Origin of the sequence: Pseudomonas sp. MYb541, from assembly GCF_037479595.1 — a bacterium.
GTDB classification, from domain to species: domain Bacteria; phylum Pseudomonadota; class Gammaproteobacteria; order Pseudomonadales; family Pseudomonadaceae; genus Aquipseudomonas; species Aquipseudomonas canadensis.
This window is the reverse complement of record NZ_JBBGYS010000007.1, coordinates 51,957-73,236: the sequence shown is the minus strand read 5'-3', so window position 1 is coordinate 73,236 and position 21,280 is coordinate 51,957. Positions and strand designations below refer to the sequence as shown.

Annotated in this window: 19 protein-coding genes and 1 pseudogene; 3 read left to right on the top strand and 17 right to left on the bottom strand. The window is 62.4% G+C overall.

What is annotated here, in order from left to right; translation table 11 throughout:
• Positions 1-24 precede the first annotated feature (24 nt).
• The 12 genes from WH299_RS06395 to WH299_RS06340 are packed head-to-tail and all read right to left on the bottom strand — an operon-like array spanning position 25 to position 10,863.
• The gene (locus tag WH299_RS06395) at positions 25-2,337 is read right to left on the bottom strand and encodes an MMPL family transporter (RefSeq protein ID WP_122730493.1); all 2,313 of its coding nucleotides are present in this window, start codon (positions 2,335-2,337) and stop codon (positions 25-27) included.
• Positions 2,327-3,037: an outer membrane lipoprotein carrier protein LolA gene (locus WH299_RS06390; protein WP_240037387.1), complete on the bottom strand. Its 711-nt coding sequence runs from the start codon at positions 3,035-3,037 to the stop codon at positions 2,327-2,329. Before WH299_RS06390 ends, WH299_RS06395 begins: the two co-directional genes overlap by 11 nt.
• Entirely contained in the window at positions 3,034-3,459 is a 426-nt protein-coding gene (locus tag WH299_RS06385) for an acyl-CoA thioesterase (protein ID WP_122730496.1), read from the bottom strand. The genes WH299_RS06390 and WH299_RS06385 overlap by 4 nt, the downstream gene beginning before the upstream one ends.
• A complete protein-coding gene (locus WH299_RS06380) occupies positions 3,452-4,993 on the bottom strand; it encodes an HAL/PAL/TAL family ammonia-lyase (protein ID WP_339549887.1) in 1,542 nt (513 codons plus the stop codon). The genes WH299_RS06385 and WH299_RS06380 overlap by 8 nt, the downstream gene beginning before the upstream one ends.
• A complete protein-coding gene (locus tag WH299_RS06375) occupies positions 4,977-5,912 on the bottom strand; it encodes an LpxL/LpxP family acyltransferase (RefSeq protein WP_339549886.1) in 936 nt (311 codons plus the stop codon). The genes WH299_RS06380 and WH299_RS06375 overlap by 17 nt, the downstream gene beginning before the upstream one ends.
• Positions 5,909-6,643 carry a glycosyltransferase family 2 protein gene (locus tag WH299_RS06370; RefSeq protein ID WP_123475173.1) on the bottom strand — a complete coding sequence of 245 codons (735 nt, stop codon included), beginning with the start codon at positions 6,641-6,643 and terminating at the stop codon, positions 5,909-5,911. The genes WH299_RS06375 and WH299_RS06370 overlap by 4 nt, the downstream gene beginning before the upstream one ends.
• Positions 6,636-8,306 carry an ApeI family dehydratase gene (locus tag WH299_RS06365; RefSeq protein ID WP_339549885.1) on the bottom strand — a complete coding sequence of 557 codons (1,671 nt, stop codon included), beginning with the start codon at positions 8,304-8,306 and terminating at the stop codon, positions 6,636-6,638. Before WH299_RS06365 ends, WH299_RS06370 begins: the two co-directional genes overlap by 8 nt.
• On the bottom strand, positions 8,303-8,848 hold the full coding sequence (locus WH299_RS06360; protein ID WP_028615445.1) for a membrane protein: 546 nt from the start codon (positions 8,846-8,848) through the stop codon (positions 8,303-8,305). Before WH299_RS06360 ends, WH299_RS06365 begins: the two co-directional genes overlap by 4 nt.
• Positions 8,845-9,099: an acyl carrier protein gene (locus WH299_RS06355; RefSeq protein ID WP_016979215.1), complete on the bottom strand. Its 255-nt coding sequence runs from the start codon at positions 9,097-9,099 to the stop codon at positions 8,845-8,847. Before WH299_RS06355 ends, WH299_RS06360 begins: the two co-directional genes overlap by 4 nt.
• Before the next feature lie 9 nt (positions 9,100-9,108).
• Entirely contained in the window at positions 9,109-9,378 is a 270-nt protein-coding gene (locus WH299_RS06350; RefSeq protein WP_014716603.1) for a phosphopantetheine-binding protein, read from the bottom strand.
• Positions 9,356-10,168, bottom strand: coding sequence for a lysophospholipid acyltransferase family protein (locus tag WH299_RS06345; protein WP_095014411.1), 813 nt, complete (start codon positions 10,166-10,168; stop codon positions 9,356-9,358). The genes WH299_RS06350 and WH299_RS06345 overlap by 23 nt, the downstream gene beginning before the upstream one ends.
• Positions 10,144-10,863 (bottom strand): beta-ketoacyl synthase chain length factor, encoded by a 720-nt coding sequence (locus tag WH299_RS06340; RefSeq protein WP_122730506.1) that lies wholly within the window; start codon positions 10,861-10,863, stop codon positions 10,144-10,146. The genes WH299_RS06345 and WH299_RS06340 overlap by 25 nt, the downstream gene beginning before the upstream one ends.
• 348 nt (positions 10,864-11,211) lie before the next feature.
• On the opposite strand from WH299_RS06340, the gene WH299_RS06335 reads away from it, so the two are divergent.
• On the top strand, positions 11,212-11,982 hold the full coding sequence (locus WH299_RS06335; protein WP_016979218.1) for a ParA family protein: 771 nt from the start codon (positions 11,212-11,214) through the stop codon (positions 11,980-11,982).
• 495 nt (positions 11,983-12,477) lie between these two features.
• Complete coding sequence (locus WH299_RS06330) at positions 12,478-12,687, top strand: DUF6124 family protein (RefSeq protein WP_339549884.1); 210 nt, start codon at positions 12,478-12,480, stop codon at positions 12,685-12,687.
• A gap of 100 nt (positions 12,688-12,787) precedes the next feature.
• Here the strand turns inward: WH299_RS06330 and trxC are convergent, their stop codons facing one another.
• On the bottom strand, positions 12,788-13,222 hold the full coding sequence (trxC, locus tag WH299_RS06325) for a thioredoxin TrxC (RefSeq protein ID WP_122730509.1): 435 nt from the start codon (positions 13,220-13,222) through the stop codon (positions 12,788-12,790).
• An 82-nt stretch (positions 13,223-13,304) separates the two neighbouring features.
• Between trxC and WH299_RS06320 the strand changes: the two genes are divergently transcribed.
• Positions 13,305-13,706 (top strand): helix-turn-helix domain-containing protein, encoded by a 402-nt coding sequence (locus WH299_RS06320; protein WP_323623147.1) that lies wholly within the window; start codon positions 13,305-13,307, stop codon positions 13,704-13,706.
• Between the two features lie 6 nt (positions 13,707-13,712).
• Here the strand turns inward: WH299_RS06320 and selO are convergent, their stop codons facing one another.
• The 4 genes and pseudogenes from selO to WH299_RS29610 all read right to left on the bottom strand — a co-directional run.
• Positions 13,713-15,176, bottom strand: a complete 1,464-nt coding sequence (selO, locus tag WH299_RS06315) for a protein adenylyltransferase SelO (RefSeq protein ID WP_339549883.1) — start codon at positions 15,174-15,176, stop codon at positions 13,713-13,715.
• A gap of 48 nt (positions 15,177-15,224) precedes the next feature.
• Positions 15,225-18,608, bottom strand: a complete 3,384-nt coding sequence (gene mscK, locus WH299_RS06310; RefSeq protein WP_339549882.1) for a mechanosensitive channel MscK — start codon at positions 18,606-18,608, stop codon at positions 15,225-15,227.
• A 50-nt stretch (positions 18,609-18,658) separates the two neighbouring features.
• Complete coding sequence (locus WH299_RS06305; RefSeq protein ID WP_016977199.1) at positions 18,659-20,401, bottom strand: potassium/proton antiporter; 1,743 nt, start codon at positions 20,399-20,401, stop codon at positions 18,659-18,661.
• Positions 20,402-20,635: 234 nt separating this feature from the next.
• A pseudogene (locus WH299_RS29610) lies at positions 20,636-21,235 on the bottom strand (methyl-accepting chemotaxis protein); the annotation flags it as partial.
• Positions 21,236-21,280: the final 45 nt, after the last annotated feature.

Here is a 21,280-nt window from a genome sequence, read left to right as displayed (position 1 = left end):
TTGCCACATTGGCGATAATCACATTCATAAGGCGTGCTTCTGTTGCCCGGCCCAGGGTGCCAGCATAAAGCTGAATGCCAGCCCCAGGCTGACCGATAAGCCGAAATTACTCACTGCCGGTGTACTGGACACCGCCAGCAGCCCAAACGACAGCCAGGTCGTCAACGCTGCCAACAAGGTGCCCAAGAGACTGACCGCAGGGCCGCCGATTTGCTCGCGCATCAGGATCGCGTAGTCGACGCTTATCGCCGTGACCAGTAGCAGGCCGAACAGACTGAACAGTGTCAGCGGCTGGCCCAGCCATCCAAGGCTGGCCAGGCTGCACAGGGCCGCCAGCAGCGGCAGTGCGACGATACGCAAGGCACCGCCGAAGCCGAACGGCAGGATCAGCAACAGTACGATCAACACACAGGACATCAACTTCAGTTCAGCGGCGCTGATCTGTGTGTCGGCGAACACCCGGTTCAAGTCGCCCAGGCGGTCCACCAGTTGCACACCGGGTAAGTCCAGCGCCTGCACACGCAGCAGGGCGGGGTTGTTCAAGCCTTGCAGGCTGACCATGGCCGCCACGCCGCCATCGACCTTACCGAGCCACAGCGTGCGCCAAGGCTCGGCCATCGGGCCGGCCAGCGCAGCGTCGATATCTTGGGTAGGCAGCGCTTGCAGGTGCGCGACTTCGGCTTGCAGGGCGCTGGCGGGTACGCCGAGGTCGAGCAGCGGCTGCCAGTGTTGTGGCAGGTTGTTCAGCGCATCACGCAGTTGCTGTTGCTCGGCGGGCTGGCTGACCAGTTGATTGAGCGCCAGGTAGCCCTGGAGCTTGTCCATATTCACCAATTGATCCAGGCGCTGCGCCAACGCGCTCTGACGCTCTAGCAACTGTTGCTGGTTGTCCGCCCGCACCAGGAAGAACTGGCTGGTGGGCTGGAACCCGGTGATCCGCGCCACGGCCTGCGCTTCTTGCAGTAATTGTGGCGGCGCGCCGATCCATTGGCGGATATCGTTTTTGCTGTTCAGGTGCCACAGGCCACCGGCGCAAAACAACAACACCAGCGCCAGCAGTAGCGGGCTTGGCACGCGCTTGAGCAGCGATTCGCGCACCAACCACAGGCATTGCGCGATGCGCAGCGGCCATTGTGCCGGGCGCAACTCGACGCCCTTGAGCAGCGCCGGCAACAGGCACACGGCGGACAGGTAGGCGCCGACCAAGCCTGCGGCTGAGAAGATGGCGATTTGCGTCAACGCCGGGAACGGCGTCCAGGCCAGCGCCAGGTAACCGATACAGCTGGTCGCCAGGCTCAAGCTCAAGCCCGGCAAGGTGATGCGCAACGCCGGCCAACTGCGCCACGGGTTCATGCTCCAGCTTTTCGACAAGTAGTGCAGCGGGTAATCCACCGCCACGCCGATCAGGCTGGAGCCCAGCACCAGCGTCATCACGTGCATATGGCCGAACAGCGCCACACAGGCCACCGCGCCAAACAGCATGCCCACCAGCACCGGTACAAAGGCCAGCAACACGCGCCAGCGGCGGAAGGCGAGCAACAGCAACAACAGGATGCCGACGGTTGCGCCGCCGCCGACCCAGGTGATTTCGCGCGTGGCTTGCTGCTGACCATTGGCGGCGTAGAGCAAGCCGCTGGCGGCGAGTAATTGCGCGCCGTGTTCGCTGGCCTGCGCGCGACTGGCCTGAAGCAGGTCCGCCACTTGCAGCGGCAGTTTCATGTCGAAGGCATTGCCGGTGGTGCGCGCACGCAGCAGCACCCAGCTCTTGCCGTCGGCATCGGCGATCAACGCGCCGCTGCCGATATCCAACTGCACCGAGCCGTGTTGCGGCTGGCTGTTCTGGATACGCCCGGTGAGGCCCAGCCAGTCATCCTGGCTGGGCACCAGGCTGAAGCCGGTAAAGGGGTCGAACAGCGCTTGCACGCGCTGCTGGATAAACGCGTCGGGCTGTTCGATCAGTTGCTCGCGGTCCTTGGCCGAGAGCATCGCCAGGCGCCCGCGCAGCAGTTGCTCGCGCAGTGCCGGCAAGTCGGCTTGCAGGTTCCACTGCACTTTTTCAAACAGCCCACTGGCCTGCCAGCGCTCGCCCAATTGTTGGGCGACTGCCACGGCTTGCTGGCGGTCGGCATGGCCCACCAGCACCAGCATCTCGCGGTTCAGCGGTTCCTGCATGCGCTGTTCGGCTTGCTGTTCCAGGGCATCCGGCGTGTTGCCCGGCACCAGTTCCATCAGGTTGGCCGACAACGGCGCGCCATGGCGCCACTGCCAGCCGGCCAGGGCCAGCACGGCCACCAGCAGGATCAGGAACAGGCGCGGCAGCAGGCGCTCACTGGGCAAAGTCGTGTTGCTCCGCTTCGCTCAGGGGTTGGCCGGCGGTGCTGTCCTGCATGCGCAAAACAGTACTGTCGCCTTGGGTTTCCAACAGTTGGATGGTCTGCACCAAGTCGCCGCCGTCGATGTTGATCTGGGTGAAAACCTGCTTGAGCAACAGTGAACGCGGGATCAGCGTGAGCTTCCATTGCTTCGCCTCGCCTTGCAGCTGCAACTCGAAGTCACGCTGCAAGCCGCTGCTGTCGCCTTGCAGCACCGCCAGGAACAACCGGTTCTGTTCGGCGCCGGCGCTCTTGTTCGGCAGCAGTTGCCAGCCGTTGGCATCGCGGCGGGCAATGCCTTGGGCGCTGATGCGGTAGTCCTGTTGCAGCGGAGTTTTCAGCAGCCACAACAGGCCGTGGTCCTTGGCGAGCACGAAGGTGCCTTTGCTGACCAGAGGCTGGGGCAGGGCGCGCAGGTGTTTTTCCTGGGTGAAGTTGCCGTGGATCACGCTGGGTTTGGCCAACTGCTCGCTGAGTTGTTGCAAGTCAAAAGCGTGAGCCAGGCTTGGAATGCTGAACAACAAGATCAGCGCAATCCATGTGGGAGCGGCGGTGCGACGATTCGACTTGCCCGCGAAGAACCCGAGGGCACCGCGCAGTGTCAGGCGGCTCGCGTTATCGTTGACGTCCATCGCGGGCAAGCCCGCTCCCACAGGGGATCTCATTTCAAGGCTCTCTCTACGGCGTTTGTGAATATCTTGGGGGAGGCCAGCTGCATTTCGCGAGTGGCGATTTCCACCGCCACTTGCACGGTGCTGGCGCGGGTCAGACGCTCGCCGCTGGCCAGGTCAGTGATCAGGTAATTGACCTTCAAACGGTTCTCCCACTCCACCAGGCTGGCGCGCACGTTGAGGGTCTGGCCGAACACCGCGCCGCGTACGTAACGCAGCTGCATGTCGATCACCGGCCAGGCGTAGCCGGATTCGAGCATTGCCGTGTAGTTATGCCCGATCTTGTCCAGCAGCGCGCAGCGCGCCACTTCCAGGTACTTCACGTAATGCCCGTGCCACACCACGTTCATGGTGTCGACGTCAAAAAACGGCACGAGGATTTCAGTGTCGCAATGCAGCACGCCCTGGCTACGCATGCAGCCTCCAGTGTTGCTCGGCAATGCGTTGCAGGCACAGGCGCAACTCGCCCTCAAGGGCGCGGTCTTCGATGACGGGTGGGAAGTCTTTGGCCAGCTCTTCGTGCATCGCCGCCAATGCGGGTGGCAACGGTCGCGCATCCTCAGCCTGGGCCCGCAGCCACACGCCTTGGTTGGCGGCGAGCAGCGTGGCGGCGGCGACCTGTTCGGTCAGCTCCAACACACGGATCGCATCGCGGGCGGCGATGGTGCCCATGCTCACTTTGTCCTGGTTGTGGCACTCGGTGGAGCGCGAGAACACGCTGGCCGGCATCGTATTTTTCAAGGCTTCGGCGGTCCAGGCGCTGGTGCCGATCTGCACGGCCTTGAAGCCGTGGTTGATCATGGCGCGATCAGCCGGCGCGCCGGACAGGTTGCTCGGCAGGCCGTGGTTGTAACGCACGTCCACCAGCAGCGCGAGCTGGCGGTCGAGCAGGTCGGCGACGTTGGCGACCAGCGTCTTGAGGCTGTCCATGGCGAAGGCGATATGCCCGCCGTAGAAATGTCCACCGTGCAGCACGCGCTCTTCTTCAGCGTCGATGATCGGGTTGTCGTTGGCGCTGTTCAGTTCGATCTCGATGAACGAACGCAGCCAGTTCAGGCTGTCAGCCAGCACGCCAAGGACGTGGGGCGCACAGCGCAGCGAGTAACGGTCCTGCAGGCGATGCAACGGCGCGGTCGGCGCGTCGATGGCCAGGTCCTTGCGCAGCCAGGCGGCGACTTGCATCTGCCCAGGGTGCGGCTTGGCGGCGAACAGGCGTTCGTCGAAGTGTTCCGGGTTGCCCTGCAGCGCCACCACGTTCAGCGCGGTGATGCGCGTGGCCAGTTGCAGCAGGTAGTCGGCGCGGGCGAAGGCCAGGCAGGCCAAGCCGGTCATCACGGCGGTGCCGTTCATCAAGGCCAGAGCTTCCTTGGGACGCAGCACCAGCGGTTCCCAGCCCAGCTCGCGGTGCACGTCGGCCGCCTGGCGCCGTTCGCCACGGAACATCACTTCCCGTTCGCCGGACAGGGTCGCGGCCACGTAGGACAGCGGGGTCAGATCACCGCTGGCGCCCACCGAGCCTTCTTCCGGGATCAGCGGCAGCACATCGTGTTCAAGGAAGGCGTGCAGGCGTTCGAGCAACTCCACGCGCACGCCGGACACGCCGTGGCACAGCGACTGCAAGCGCGCGGCCAGCACCGCGCGGGTGGCCTGGGCGTCGAGCAACTTGCCCAAGCCGCAACCGTGGAAGGTGTACAGATGACGCGGCAAAGCCTCGACGTGCTGCAACGGCACCGCCACCACGCACGAGTCGCCGTAGCCGGTCGTCACGCCGTAGATCACGCCTTCCTTGTCCAGCAGCGAGTCGAGGAACTGCGCGCCCTTGGCAATGCGCTGGCGATACGCGGCGTCGCCCTGCAATTGGGTCGGCGCCTGACGGTTGGCCAGGGCCAACACGCCTTCGATGCGCAAAGCGCGTTCGCCAAAGGTTACCGGCTCAAGATGCGTCGTCATCGGTCTTCCAGAAAGGGTAAAAGTTGAACCATTGTTGGGGCGCTTCCAGGCAGAACTGGCCCAGGCGTGCAGCGTAGCGCGCTGTCCACAGGGCTATGACCTGCTCGCGGGTGTTGCGTTTCCATTCGATCATTTCGGCGAAAGGCTCAATGCTCAGGCGATAGCGGCCTGTGTGCTTGAGGCACATCAGCAGGTTCACCGGGCATTTGAGCAGACCGGCCAGCAGCCACGGGCCTTGGGGGAAGGCCGCGTCATGGCCGAGGAAATCCACGCGCACCGTGCGCCCGCCGTGCAGCGGCACGCGGTCGCCGGCAATGGCCAGCCATTCGCCGTCGTCCAGGCGCTGGCTGAGCAGCAACATGGTAGCCGGGTCCAGCTCGCTGACCTGGATCAGACGCAAGTGGGTCGCCCCGGCTTCGCCCAGCAGGCGATTGAATTGCTCGGCGTGCTTGGTGTGCACCAGTACGTTCATGGTGACCTGCTCGCCAATCTCGGCGAGGGCGCGGCACACTTCCAGGTTGCCCAGGTGTGCGCCCACCAGCATCTGCCCGCGCTCGCCGCGCAGTTGCCCGCGCAATTGCGCCGGATCGTTGATCTCGATCTGTTCCAGGCGCAGCTTGCCGTTCCACACGTCGAGCTTGTCGAGCAGCGAGTCGGCAAACGCCATGAACTGGCCGAAGACTTTCCACTGGCTGGGGCGCAGTTCGTCGCGCCCGCTCCAGTCGGCCAGGCGCTGCTGGTACTGCCAGGCGCTCTGGCGCGCGGTGCGGCCGAACAGGAAGAAGTACAACACGATGCCGTACAGCACCGGGCTCAACAGGCGGCGGCCAAGGACCTTGGCGGCGAATGCCGTGAGCTTCATCAGCCAGTAGCTGCCGCGCTCTTCGCGGTCGGCCCAGTGCTTGGTGCTGTCACTCATGCCTGCCACCGTCGCCACAGGATCATCGGCGCGCGCACCAACATGCCGAAGAACAACCGGGTGTGCATGGCCGAGATGCGTACGTTGTCGCGGAACAGCCGGAAGTGCGACAGGCCGTCAGCCGGGTAATGCACCTGGGTTGGCAGCCAGCGCATCGGCTGGTTGCGCCAAGCCAGGCGCACCAGGATGTCGGAGTCGAAATCCATGCGTGTGCCGATGTAAGCCGAGTCCATCAGTGCCAGCACCGGGGGCAGCGGGTATACGCGAAAGCCGCACATGGAGTCGCGGATCTGCAGCGACAAGGTGTTGATCCATACCCACACGTGGGTCAGGTAGCGCGCGTACAGGCGGCCTTTGGGTACGCTGTCGTCGTATTCGGGGTAGCCGCAGATGATCGCGTCGGGGTGCCGGCGCGAGGTGTCGAGGAAGGTCTCGACTTCGCGCAGGTCATGCTGGCCGTCGGCGTCGACTTGCAGGGCGTGGCTGAAGCCCAGGCGTGCGGCCTCGCGGAAACCGGCCATCACGGCACCGCCCTTGCCCTGGTTGGTTGGCAGGGTCAGCAGGGTGACGTTTTCCAGGACTGCCAACTCTGCCAAAACCGCCGCGCACGCCGGGCTGCTGCCGTCGTCGACCAGCAGGCACGGCAGGCCACTGTTCAACAGGCTGCGGACCACGGCGGGCACGGCTGCTTCGTGGTTGTAGACCGGAATCAGGGCGCAGGGGTTATGCATGCGCGGCCTCCAGCAAAATCCGGCCGCTGGAGCAGGCCGCGACGCCGTTGCGGTAGGCGAAGTACAACTTGCCGCGCTCCCGGTCGAAGCGCAGATGCAGCTCGATTGCGTCGCCAGGGCGGACCAATTGCTGGAACTTGAGCACTTCCATGCCGGCAAAGGTCGGCGGCAGATCGAGCAGTTGCTGGCCCAGGTTGAACGCCCATTCCACCTGCACCACGCCCGGCAATACTGGCGTGACCGGGAAGTGCCCGCTGAAGTAGGCCAGGTCTGGCGGCACGCTCAGTTGCAAGGTCCATTCGCCATTGGCTTCGACCTGCTCGAGTACTTCCGGGGCTTTCGGTCGTGGTGCCAACAACAGCCCCTCGACCTGTGCCTGGGGCAGTTTGCCTTGGCTGTTCAGGGGCAACTGACGCAGTAAGCGCCAGCGCCGCGGCAACGCCAGGGCTTCGCAATGTTGGCTCAAGTGTTGGCGCAAGGTTTGGGTGAGCGTGCGTCGGCCCTGATTGCGCAAGGCATGCAGGCCCTCGGCACTCAATACCACCAAGGCACCCAGGGACGCGCGGTTTTCCTGCACCACGCCCAGGCGCGTTTCCGCGACCCACGGGTGGGCCATCAGCGCGTTTTCCAACATGGGCAGGGAGATGCGTTTTTCTTCCAGCTTGACGATGCGGTCCAGGCGGCCCAGCAGCTCGAAGCGACCATCGGCATGGATGCGGGCAGCGTCGGCGGTCTGTTCGACATGCCCTTCAGGCAAATACGGTGAAGCGATGCGCAAGGCGCCGTCGGCATCCTGACTCAGGTGCACGTCTGCAAACGGCTGCCACGGCTGCGCACCCTGGCGCCAGGCAATGCCACCGGTTTCCGAGCTGCCGAGGATCTCGGTCGGCCATTGTTGCAATCGGTCGTACAGGCTGCCGGCGGCTTCTACGGGCAGCGCGCCGCCGGATGAAAACACTCGCGACACCTGGCTCAGCGCCGGCCAGTCAAGGTTGTCGCCCATGCGCTTGAGCAACGCCGGGCTGGCGACCCAGGCGAACCGGGCATGCTCACGGCTGGCGCGCTGCAAGTCTTCAGGGAAGGCCAGTTGCTTGCGCACGAAGGTGCGGCCGGCGCACAGCGGCCACAGCACGCGGAACAACAAACCGTAGATATGCTGGGTGGCGACGCTGCCGATGATGCAGGCGTCGTTGAGATCCTGGCCCCACAGAGTTTCCAGGGCCTCGACTTCGTTGGCCAGTTGGCGCAGGTTTTTGTCGATGCGCTTGGGTTCGCCGCTGGAGCCGGAGGTGCACAGGCTCAGTTGGCAAGCGTCCAGATCGAGTGCCGCAGCGCTCAGTGGCGCCTGGTACAGCGCGTCCAGGTCTGTCGTTTCGGTCAGCCAGGCATCGACGGCCTCGTCCCAGCGTTGGCGGGTCTGAGGTTGCAAATCGGCGGGCAGCAATACGCTGGCCCCGGCCCGCCAGGCGGCCAGCAGGGCAATCGCCAGCAGGCCGGCGTCTTCCAGGTACACGGCCAGGCGCTGGATACCGCGCGCTTGCAGGCCTGCGGCCAGGCTCAGGGACTGCGCCCACAACTGGGCATGATTCATTGCAGGTTCGGTGGTGACCGGACGCTGTTCCAGCGGCTCAAGCAACAAGTGCTCAAGTTTCAACCCATTCATACGCGGCCTCGAACCCTTTGTCGTACCAGCCATTCCACGGCAAACAACAGCCCCATCAGCCCGTAGGCGATCAGGCCGTTGTACAACGTCCACCAGCTCAGCGGCGCCCACAGGGTGAGGGCGGCGGCGAGCAGGCCATTACACAGAAAAAACACGCTCCACACCACGGTGACCTGGCGGGTATACACAATGGCATGCGGGGGCAGCACCGGGTCGGTCATGCGCGCCAGGCGCTCGACCATCGGCGGGCCGTATTTGAGACTCAAGCCGAACAACGCCAACATGAACCCACTGACCAGGCTCGGGTACCAGCGCAGCAAGTGCGGGTTGTCGAACCAGGCCAGCAGCAGGCAAAACAAGATCACCGCCAGCGCCATCCAGCGGCTGCCGGGGCGTCGCGCACCGGTCAGTGCGCGCAATAGCCACAGGCTGCCCAGCAGCAGGCCGAATTGCCACGGGGCGAAGTGTTCGGTGCCGTAATACACCGCAAAGGGGTACAGCAGCCCCGCCAACAACAGGCCAAGGCCGATCAGCCGGCTCATGCGGCAGGCGTGACCAGACGGTACACCGCCTCAACCACGTCGTTCACGGTGCGCACGGCCTTGAACTCTTCGGCGGCGATCTTCTTGCCGGTCTGGCGCTTGATGTGGTCGATCAAGTCGACGGCATCGATGCTGTCGATTTCCAGGTCCTGGTACAGGTTGGCGTCAAGGGTGACGCGTTCCGGCGGCAGTTCAAACAGTTCCACCAAGGCATCGCGCAAGGTGTTGAAAATATCGTCACGAGTTTGCATGGTCCGGTCTCAAGCTGCCTGTCTGGCCGTGACGAACGCCGCAAGGCTGGCCACGTTGGTGAAGTGATTGCGGGTGTCCTTGGCGTCGGCATCGATCTTGATACCGTACTTTTTCTGGATCGCCAGGCCCAATTCCAGGGCGTCTACCGAATCCAGGCCGAGGCCTTCGCCGAACAGGGTCTGCTCGCTGCCGATGTCGTCGACACTGATGTCTTCCAGGCCCAGGGCCTCGATGATCAGCGTCTTTATGTCGTGCTCAAGGCGGTGTTGGTCGCTCATCTTCGGCGAGCTCCTTAATAAAAAAGTGATGCAGGTAATCGTTGAGCTTGCGTGAGGCCTGGGGCGCGGGCCCCATTGATGCGAACGCCTGTGGTTCTATATCGGCACCCACCCGCAAACTGAAGTGCACGCGGCATTTTGGGATGCGATACCAGGGTTCGGCCTTGGTCAGCGTGGTGGGGCTGACCTTGATCACCACGGGGGTGATGATTGTCGCACCGCGCAGCGCAATGGCGGCGCCGCCGCGATGAAAGGCAGGCGCCGCGCCGGGTGTGGTGCGGGTGCCTTCGGGAAAAATGATCAGGGTCTGGCCGCTGCGCAGGGCGTCAGCCGCCGCATCGAGCATCTCGGCACTGCCGTCGTTGCTGATATAGCCCGCGTCGCGCACCGGCCCACGGGTGAAGGGGTTCTGCCACAGGCTCTGCTTGACCACGCAGTTGGCCTGGCGCACCAGGCCGATCAGGAACACCACGTCGATCAACGACGGGTGGTTGGCGATGATCATCTGGCCAGGGCGGCCGAGTTTTTCCGCGCCTTCGACACTGTAGGTGAGCACGCCGGCGCGCTGCATCAGGCGAATAAAGAACCAGAACAGCCAACTGATCGTGTGACGGGCGCGGCTGCGGTGTTTTGCAGCGTCCCCTGGCAGGCAACTGAGCAACGGGAACACCAGTAAACGCAGGCACAGCCCACCGAAGCCGAACAGCGCGAAGCTGGCGGCGGTGGCGAACAGGCGCCAATAGTAGGCGTCCCGTGGTTTCTCGTTCAGGGCTTGCGTTGCCAATTCCATACACGGTTCTTCCAGGCATGTTGGCAGGCGACCTGTTCGGTGAGCAGGGTGCGCAGCAGGTTCAGGGCATGGGGCCACTGGGTTTGAGTGGGTTGGACAGTGCCGGTACCGAGTTCCAGTTGCCACTCGTCGCCCGGTGTCAGCAACAGGCCGAGGGCGTAGGGGAACGGCACGTCGTGGATCCAGCTGGCGTAGGCTTCGGGCGGCTGTTCTTCAGTGATCACCAGCAATACGGCCGGGGCACCTTCGTTGAGCAGCGCGGCGGCCTCGAGCATGCCATGTTCCAAACCGTCGCCCGCGGCAGCGAGGGCAGTCATTTCGCTGGTTTCATTGCGCAGGATCGACCACAGGCCAATGACCGCGTTATGCACCGACAGGCTGAACTGGGTCGGCGACAGCGGTTGGTCGTTGGCCAGATCACTGAGGATGTCGAGGGTGCGCGGGGTCTCGCCATGCCGGGAGATAAACACCAGCGGCAGGTCCTGCAAACCCTCAGCCAGTGGCCAGCCCACGCTGAACGCCATGCGCGCCAGGCGGTTCAGGCGGCGGCGTTGCATGGCCGGCAGGAATGACACATCGGGACAGGCTTCGCTGGCAGGCAGCAACATCGGGGCCTGGCACCAGGCCCGCCAGTCGTCCACGCTATCGAGCCCAGGGGCCCAGGCGCGCCATTGGGCGATGTTGAAAGTGATCACTGAGAAGTTATCCCGCCCCTGCGGGCTTCCATGTGCGACTTTTGGCCCCGAATACCGGGACAGGGAACAATAGCCGAATGGCGCGCATTATCCCGGTGCCGTGGGGTTCTAGCAAACTTTGGTAAAAATTTGTGCACGATTGATTACAAAATAGTGGAAAGGATTTACAGATTGTCCTTTACCAGAGGACTGATTGGATTGTCGGACCGTTCTTTTTAATCTGTCGGCTGCGTATGAAAGGCAGGTCACCGATCGCCCGTGATGCGGCAGTGCATGGATGAACGAGGTAGCTAACAGGCGCTTTTGCCCTCTACACTCGGACATTCATTGATACACGGAGGTTTTTCCATGCGGCGTGTGGTGTTCAATCAGAAAGGCGGCGTTGGCAAGTCCAGCATTGCCTGCAACCTGGCGGCAGTCAGCGCCAGCGAAGGTTATCGAACCCTGTTGGTGGACCTCGATGCACAAGCCAACTCAACCCAGTACCTCACGGGGCTGACCGGCGACGATATCCCCATGGGTATCGCGGATTTTTTCAAGCAAACCCTGTCTTCCGGGCCGTTTTCCAAGAAGAACAAGGTAGATATCTACGAGACGCCGTTCGACAACCTGCACGTCATCACCGCGACCCCGGAGTTGGCCGACCTGCAGCCCAAGCTTGAGGCCAAGCACAAGATCAACAAGCTGAGAAAGCTGCTGGATGATCTGAGCGAGGATTACGACCGGATCTACCTGGATACACCGCCAGCCCTGAATTTTTATGCTGTTTCGGCGCTGATTGCCGCTGATCGTGTGCTTATCCCCTTTGATTGCGACAGCTTCTCGCGCCAGGCCCTGTATGGCCTGCTGGCGGAAATCGAAGAATTGAAGGAGGACCACAACGAAGGCCTTGAAGTGGAAGGCATCGTGGTCAACCAGTTCCAGGCCCGCGCGACGTTGCCGCAGCAGATGCTCGATGAATTGATTGCCGAGGGGTTGCCGGTATTGCCCGTTTACTTGGCCAGTTCCGTGCGCATGCGTGAGTCGCACCAGGAGAGCAAGCCGCTGATCCACCTGGACCCACGGCATAAGCTGACGCAGCAGTTTGTGGAGTTGCATAATCTGCTGGAAAACGCGTGATCTGAAAGGCAGCGCGGACCTGAGTTTGAAATGCGATCAGTGTGGGAGCTGGCTTGCCTGCGATCGCATAGCCTCGGTTTATCAGGCAGACCGAGTCGCCTGCATCGCAGGCAAGCCAGCTCCCACACTGGGTTCTGCATTCCAGCTGCTGGATTTGTCCCACAGAGGCTGTAGGACGGGTCTCCCAATAGGGGTTGTGCCTTGTAACGATGCCTACAGGTAAGCCAGAATCGCCCGGCTTGTGCGTCTGGATGGGCTTCTCTTAAGGTTCTCGGGCCGCTGAATTCTCAGTGGTCGGGTTTAGTAGCCCAGTCAGACGAAAGTATGTGCACCGCTCCGACAGCATGGCGTTTTTCGCCTATCTGATGGTGGCTGTGCGCAGGGCACCTTCGGGTGCGCCGGTTTTTGCTTTCGTTCCCGGTCTACTAACCTGCGTACAGCCGCCGCCCTCGTTTAGTAGCGAATAGGTGGTGGCCCTATCAGAGAACGAAAAGCATGTTATTCACCGTCACCCCCAATCTCCCCACCGAAACCCTCGTCCTCAACAGCTACGAAACCTTCTCCTCCGTCCGCACCCTATTACTCAACCTGTCCAACGACCTCACCGGCGAACACCGCGACGTAGCCCTGGCGATCCACCAATTGAGCGAACTCGGCGTAATGCTCGTCGGCCAGATGATGGACCGTGAAGCGCCGCTGGCCTAAATCTGGAATGCGGTCAGTGTGGGAGCTGGCTTGCCTGCAATAGCTGTAGTGAATTCAACATTGCCATCGCAGGCAAGCCAGCTCCCACATTCGACCGTGTTTAGACGCCCTGGCTACGCAACCAACTTATCAACTGCGGCAACGGAAACGCCCCGCTCTGGCGCGCCACTTCGCGGCCGTTCTTGAACAGAATCAAGCTGGGAATCGAGCGAATCCCCAACTGCGCCGACAACTGCTGATTGGCCTCGCTGTCAAGCTTGGCCAACCGGCACTTGCCCGCCAACTGCCCGGCCGCCTGCTCGAACACCGGCGCAAACGATTTACATGGCCCGCACCAGTCGGCCCACACATCCACCAGCAACGGCAGGTCGCCTTTGATCTGGCTGGCGTAGTCGCCTTGTTTCAGCTCAAACGGCTTGTTCAACAAAACCGGCTGCTTGCAGCGCCCGCACTTTGGCGCATCACCCAGGCGTTCACCGGGGATGCGGTTGAGCCCGTTGCAGTGGGGGCAGGGGATTACAAGAGGTTCGGACATCGGGGGCTCCTAGGGTGTGGCCATTAGGTTCAATCTGGAGCCGGGAATGCGGTTTATCAAGACCAGATAAAAAGGACAACACATGAACGACGATCTAAAGCTGGCTATTGAGCAGTGGCGCTTTGTTTCATCGCTGCTGACCAAGCCCCAATCCGAGGCCGACTATGATGCCTTGGCTGGGTCGCTCGATGAGCTACTGGATATCGTTGGAGAAGACGAAGCTCACCCACTTATGGGGCTGGTGGACATCATAGGTGACTGGATCGAAGCCTACGATCATGAGCATTGGCCGATGCCTGTTGCCAGTGGCGTTGATGTGTTGCGCTTTATGATGCGAGAGCATGGCTTGACCCAAGGCGATCTGCCGGGTGTAGGTCCGCAGTCCGACGTTTTGGAAGTCCTGAGCGGCAAGCGCCAACTCAACATACGTCAAATTCGTTGGCTGGCCGAGCGATTCGGTGTTTCAGTAGAAACCTTTATCTAAAGGTTTTTACGAGGAACAACTAATCTCCAAATGCTTCCCCCAATCCGGCGGCCGCTGTGCGTATTGCTCCATCCCGGCTTGCTCCTCAAACGGCTTGGAAAGCACCTCATGCAGCCGCCTCACCTCGCTGTAATCCCCGGACTCGGCGGCAGCGATGGCATTCTGCGCAAGATAGTTGCGCAAGATGTACAGCGGGTTCACCGCGTGCATCCGCGCACGGCGCTGTTCCTCGCTGTAGTCACCATCCCGTGCAACACGCGCCTTGTACTGCTCGGCCCAGGCATCAAACCCGGCCAGGTCGACAAAGTCATCGCGCAACCGCGCCACTGCCAACGCCGCCGACTCATCTCCCAGACGGCGGAAGAACAGGGTGTAATCCACGCCGCTGTTCTGCATCAGCTTCAATAAACGCTCGACCAGATGCTGGTCGTCGTCTTCGGCGGTGGTGAGTCCCAGGCGGCGGCGCATCAGGTCCAGGTAGTTCGCCTGATACAGCGGCAGGTACAGCCCAAGGGCTTCTTTCAAGGCGTCGACGCTGATAAACGGCGTCAGTGCTTGCGCCAATGCACTCAAGTTCCACTGCCCAATCGGCACCTGATTGCTGAAGGAATAGCGCCCTTCATGGTCCGAGTGGTTGCAGATGAAGTGCGCGTCAAAGTCATCCAAAAACGCAAACGGCCCGAAGTCGAAAGTGATGCCTAGGATCGACATGTTGTCGGTGTTCATCACGCCATGGCAGAAGCCATAAGCCTGCCACTTAGCGATCAATTCGGCGTTGCGCTCGACGATTTCGCGGAACATCGCCAGGTATGGCTCGGGTTGTTCGCGGCACTCGGGGTAGTGTAGGTTCAGTACATGCTCGGCCAACAGCGCCTGCTGCTCGGGCTTCTTGGTGTAGTAGAAATATTCGAAATGGCCGAAGCGGATATGGCTGTGTGCCATGCGCAACACCATCGCGCCGCGTTCCTGCTTTTCGCGCCACACGGGGGTGTCGGAGCCGATCACGCACAGTGCGCGGCTGCTGGGGATGCCAAGCGCGTGCAGCGCTTCGGAAGCCAAAAACTCGCGAATCGACGAGCGCAACACGGCGCGACCATCGCCCATCCGTGAGTAAGGCGTCATCCCTGCGCCCTTGAGGTGCAGGTCCCAGTGTTCGCCGGCTGCGTTGTACACCTCGCCCAGCAACAAGCCACGGCCATCACCCAGTTGCGGGGTGTAGCCGCCGAACTGATGCCCGGAATAGACCATCGCCCGGGGTTCCGCCTCGGCCCACAGCTTGTGCCCGCCAAACAGCTCGGCAAATACCGGCGTTTCGGCCACGGCGGGGTCAAGGTCGAGCAGGGCCATGGCGGCCTCGCTTGCCACGACCAGGCGCGGCGCGTCGAGGGGCTCAGGCAATACGTGGGTCGAGAACGCGTCGCCCAGGCGTGCGAAGCGGTTGTCGAAGTTCAGTTCGTCGAGGGCTTTCACCGGCCATCTCCAGCAGAATGTCCGAGCATTCTGCTGGGGATAGTGCGGTTAGTCGAGTTTGCTCGGCGGCGGTTCCGGCGCGTCGTCGACTTTGCCGGGTGGCGGCTCGGGGGCATCTTGGTCTGTCGCAGGCCCGACGAGGGTCTTGCGGTCATCCTCAACCGGCACCAATTTGTATTCCTGACCGTGCATATTCTTCAGGTACACCTCCATCTGCCGGAACGAGATGTTGATGTGCTGCTTCTTGAACTCACGGTTGATGTAGCGGTTGACCTCGTCGAGCACCGGGTTACGGTCACCCAGGTCACGCACGTGCATGCGCAGTTCGTGGTCGAGGGTGCTTTCGCCGAAATTGAGGAAGTAAACATGGGGTTCTGGCTCTTTCAGGACCCGTGGGTTTTCCCTGGCAGCCTTGAGTAACAGTTCCTTCACCAGGTCCAGATCCGAGCCGTAGTCCACGCCGAGTTTGAGGGTGACGCGGGTGATGGTGTCGGTCAGCGACCAGTTGATCAGTTGCCCAGTGATGAAGGTTTTGTTCGGGACAATGATGTCCTTGCGATCAAAGTCGGTGATCGTGGTGGCGCGGATGCGGATCTTGCTCACCGTGCCCGACAGGTTGCCGATGGTGATGGTGTCGCCGATGCGCACCGGGCGTTCGAACAGGATCATGATGCCGGAGATGAAGTTCGCGAAGATCTCCTGCATACCAAAGCCCAACCCCACCGACAGCGCCGCCACCAGCCATTGCAACTTGTCCCAGCTCACGCCGAGGGTGGACAGGGTGGAGACGAAGCCGACGCCGGCAATCACGTACGACAGCAACGTGGTGGTCGCATAGGCGCTGCCCTGGGCCAGGTCCAGCTTGGACAGCACCAGCACCTCGAGCAGGCCGGGCAGGTTGCGCGCCAGGGCGAAGGTGATGCCGATGATGATCAGCGCGCCGAGCAAGTCGCCGATGCTGATCGGCACCATGCTGATATTGGCACCCGTACCGCTGGTGTATTCGTACAACGTGACGTTATCCAAATACGAAAACACCGAGATCAGGTCAGACCATACCCAGTACAGCGCGGCAATAAAGCCGCCGAGCAAGGCCAGGCGGATCAGTCGCATGGACTGTTCGTTGACCTGCTCGATGTCCAGGGTCGGTTCTTCGATCACTGCTTCGCCGTCGCCGGCTTCCTTGGCGGCCTGGCGTTTGGCCAGGGCACGCGCATAGGCCAGTCGCCGGGCGGCAACGCCCAGGCCGCGGACGAAGGTGGCTTCGATCACCAGCCAGAACATCAGCAGGTACAGGGTGTTGATCAGACGGTCGCTGAGCTTGAGCGCGGTGTAGTAGTAGCCAAAGCACACGGCGATAAACAGCGCGACCGGCAGCGCGGTAAACATCAGGCCCACGGCCTTGCGGAACAGTGAGGCCTTTTCATGGGTCGGGCTGTTGAGCAACAGGCGGCCGAGCAGCCAGGCCATCAGCGCGTAGCAGGTGAGTACCACGCCGATGCCCAGCACGTCGTCGGCCAGCGCCGCCGGTTGGTGTTCAGCGATGGCCACCACGGCCACCAGCGCGAGTACCACCAGACCGAGTTTGCGCACCCAACCTTGCAGGAATTCGACCTGGGGCTTTTCCCAACGGAAGTGCAGTTCCGCCACGCCACCCGGCGCCAGGATGCGATAAGCGGTATAGAACACCAGCCAGGCCTGGGCGATCTGCAGCAGGGCCGAACCGAGGTTGGCGTTCTGCCCACGGGCGTCGATCTGCAGCGCGTAGCCGCACAGCGCCAAGCCCAGGGAAACCGGCATCGCCAGCAGGATATTGATCAGGATGGCCTGGGGCGTGTGCCACTGGCTGTCGCGCTTGAAGTGGCCAATATCCAGATGCACCTTGTTCAGGCGCTGGTACAGGTTTTTACGGCGCCATAGCAGCGCGCCAATCAACAGCAGCAGCGGCAGGAACAGCAGCGGGCGTTGGGTCAGGCCGTCGTACAGTTCGCTGACGCTGGAGGCCCAGGGCAGGGTGGCGACTTGCTTGCTCAGGTGCGCCGGCACCGTTTCCAGCCATTCGGTGTCCAGCGGCTTGTTGCTGGGGATCCAGAACATTTGCTCATCAAGCGTCGCGCGCAGGGTGGTGGCGGTGCTGAGCAGTTGTTTCTGGTTCAGTTGCAGGGTGATGGATTCATTGAGCAGCGCGCTCAGCTCACGGCTCAGGCGCTCCAGCAGGTCGCTGCGGGTGATCGCCAGTTCCAGCAGGGTGCGGCGCAGTTGGGGGGGGACGTCTTCCGGCGCTTGATTGGCCAGCAAGTTATCCACATAGGCACTTGGCGAACTGATCAGTTCGCGTTGCTGGTTGACCTCAAACTGGTACAGGCGAATGTTGGCGATGTCGTCCGCCAGGTCGCGGTCCACGGTCAGGCGTGGCAAGGCTTGTTTCTGTTTGTAGAGGATCTTGGACAGCAACAGGCTGCCCTTGAGCACGTTGATCTGCTCGTCCAGGGCCGAGTCGCTCTGGGTCACCGTGTCGAGTTGCTGCTTGGTTTTCAGGTTCTTCTGGGTCAGATCGTTGAGGCGGTCGGTGCTTTTGAGCAGGTAGTCGGACAACTTCAGGTTGGCCGCGCTTTCGGTGGCCAGCAGGCTGCTGCCGCCGGCTTTTTGCGCTTCGATGGACTGCTGGGTCACCGTTTGTTGGGACTGGGCCAGGCGTTTCTGGTTGATCAGGGTTTGCAGGTCCTGGATCTCTTGTTCCAGGCGCGCGGTTTTTTCCATCACCAGGTCGTGTTGGCTGTTGCCCAGGTCTTGCAGTTGGCTGTTGCCGGCCAGTTCCTGGCGGCGCAGCGGGATCAGTGCGTTGAGGGCGGCCAGTTCGGCATTGAGCTGGTTGCGCTGGTCGCCGCTGAGGGTCTTGCCGTTGTCCTTGCCGGCCTTGAGGATCGAGTTGATCTGCAGGATGCGCGTCTGGCTGCTGCTGATTTCGGTCTGGGCGCGCTCGGGGCGGGTTTGGGCGGCGATGGACAGGCTGTTGGCGTCAGCCAGTTCTTTTTGCAGGTCGCCTTGCTGGGTGGTGCGCTGCACCAGCAGTTGCTCAAGCTGCGGCACCGGCAGGGTGGCGTAGCGCTGGGCGACCGGGATGATTTTGGTGGCCTTGAGCCGGGTCAGTTCGCGCTGGTTGTCGGCGGTCTCGCGCGGCGCGTCTTCCAGCTGGCGCTTGAGGTCGACCAGGCGCTGCTCGTAATCCTGCTTGTTGCCCAGGTACGTCAAGGTCTGCTGCAGGATGCCCTGCAGGGCCTTCATGTCGGCGTCGGGCAGCTTGCGGTCGGGCAGCTTGTCCAGGGTTTGCTGGATGGCGTCGGCGCTGGGCGGGTCGGCCGCGTGAACGGTGCCGACACAAAGGGTCAGGCCCAGCAGGGCAGTGGCGAGGAACGTGCGCAGGGTAGGCATAGAGACCGGTCTTGCAAGGTGAAGAATCGGGGGCGTCGTCGCCCCGCAGTTTAGAGGAAGAGTCCGGGGCCCGGGCGACTTCCTTCGGGGAATCTGACGCCCACTTTGCCAATCTTGTTCCCGTCCATGACCGCGACGGTCCAGATGGTGTTGTTCCACTCCACCTGGTCGCCGACGATGGGCGCGCCGCCGACTTTCTGGGTGATGAAACTGCTCAGCGGCATATCCGGGTCGATGCCTTCCAACTTCAGGCCGTACAGCGCGGAAACCGCGCCCAGTTGGGCATCGCCTTCCAGCACGAAGTCGCCGAAGAAACGCAGGTCCAGACCGCGTTGCGGGGCTTGGCTGAACAGTTTGCCCAGGGCCGGCAGGTTGTGTTCGTGGCCGATCACGCAGAGCAGGTCGCCGACTTCCAGCACGGTACTACCCGACGGATGGAGCAGTTGCTGGCCACGGAACAGCGCGGCGATCCGCGTGCCTTCGGGCATTTTCAGCTCACGCAGGGCTGCGCCGATGCACCATTTTTCCGCGCCCAGGCGGTAGACGAACAGCTCCCACTCGCTGGTGACGTGCACTTCCAGCGCGGCACGGGAAATCGGCGCCGGGTCCGGCGGTACGGTGACTTTGAGCAGCTTGGCCACCCACGGCAGGCTTGTGCCCTGCACCAGCAGCGACACCAGCACGATAAAGAACGCGAGGTTGAAGTACAGCTGCGCATGGGGCAGCCCGGCCATCAGCGGGAACACCGCCAGAATGATCGGCACCGCGCCGCGCAGGCCCACCCAGGCGATAAAGGCCTTTTCCCGACCGTGGAACGCTTTGAAAGGCAGCAGGCCGACCATTACCGACAATGGCCGCGCAAACAGAATCATCCACAGCGCCAGGCCCAGGGCCGGCAACGCGATGGGCAGCAAGTCATGGGGCGTGACCAGCAGGCCCAGTACCAGGAACATGCCGATCTGCGCCAGCCAGGCCATACCGTCGAGCATATGCAAAATGCCATGACGGCTGCGCACCGGGCGGTTGCCGATCACCAGGCCGCACAGGTACACGGCGAGGAAGCCGCTGCCGTGCAGGGCGTTGGTCACGGCGAACACGAACAGGCCGCCAGCGATCACCAGGATCGGGTACAGGCCGGTGGCCAGGTTGATGCGGTTGACCATTTGCAGCATCAGCCAGCCGCCGCCCAGGCCAACCACGCCGCCGATGCCGAACTCGCGCACCAAGTGAGTCAGCAGGCTCCAGTGCAGGCCGGTCTGGCCGCTGGCGAGCATGTCGATCAAGGTGACAGTGAGGAACACCGCCATGGGGTCGTTGCTGCCGGATTCGATTTCCAGGCTGGCGGTGACCCGTTCGTTGAGGCCCTTGCCGCCGAGCAGCGAGAACACTGCCGCAGCGTCCGTGGAGCCGACAATCGCGCCAATCAACAAGCCTTGGATGATATTGAGGTCAAACAGCCAGGCCGCGGCCATGCCGGTGAGGCCGGTGGTAATCAACACCCCCACCGTGGCCAGCGACAACGCCGGCCAGAGTGCCACGCGGAAACTCGCCACCCGTGTGCGTAAACCGCCATCGAGCAGGATCACGGCCAGGGCGAGGTTGCCCACCAGGTAGGCGGTTGGGTAGTTATCGAAGATGATGCCGCCGCCATCGACGCCGGCGACCATGCCCACGGCCAGGATGATCACCAATATCGGGATACCCAGGCGGGACGAAAGAGAACTCACCAGAATGCTCGCACTCACCAGCAACGCGCCGATCAAGAACAGGCTGTTGATGGTCGTCGCATTCAAAGGCAGTACTCCATGAGCAAACAAGACGGGGCGCAAACTGACCATGCAGTCTGCGTGCCAGCGATTCTAACCTGTTGAATTGCTGCGCTGTCAAAAAGCTTTTAAAGGCAGGCGTAGATCTGAATGTGGTAGGGGGCTTACCCCCGATTGCGGTGGTCCAGCTATCGATAAGCTGGCTGACACACCGCCATCGGGCGCAAGCCCCCTCCCACAATTTTGACCCAGTTGTTTCAGTTAGAGGCGGAAGCGCCCGACCATCCCATTCAAGTCCACCGCCAGGCGCGACAGCTCGCTGCTCGCCGCACTGGTCTGGCTGGCACCAGTCGCCGATTGCACGGACAAGTCGCGGATATTCACCAGGTTGCGATCCACTTCCCGCGCCACCTGGGCCTGTTCTTCCGCTGCGCTGGCGATGACCAGGTTGCGTTCGTTGATCTCGACGATCGCGGTATTGATGGTATCCAGCGACATCCCGGCGCCTTTGGCGATATTCAGCGTCGATTCGGCGCGTTCGGTGCTGTTGCGCATCGAATCCACCGCGTGTTCGGTGCCGGCCTGGATACTGCCGATCATCCGCTCGATCTCGCTGGTCGATTGCTGCGTGCGATGAGCCAGGGCGCGCACTTCATCGGCGACCACCGCAAAACCGCGACCGGCTTCGCCAGCACGTGCCGCTTCAATCGCCGCGTTCAGGGCCAGCAGGTTGGTCTGGTCAGCCAGGCCGCGAATCACGTCGAGCACCTTGCCGATGTCGCGTGACTCATTGGCCAGGTCGCCAATCAAGGTGGCGGTGGCTTGCACATCGCCGCTCATGCGTTCGATGGCGCTGACGGTTTCCTGCACCAGGTCACGGCCATCGCCGGCAGAAGTGGTGGCGTT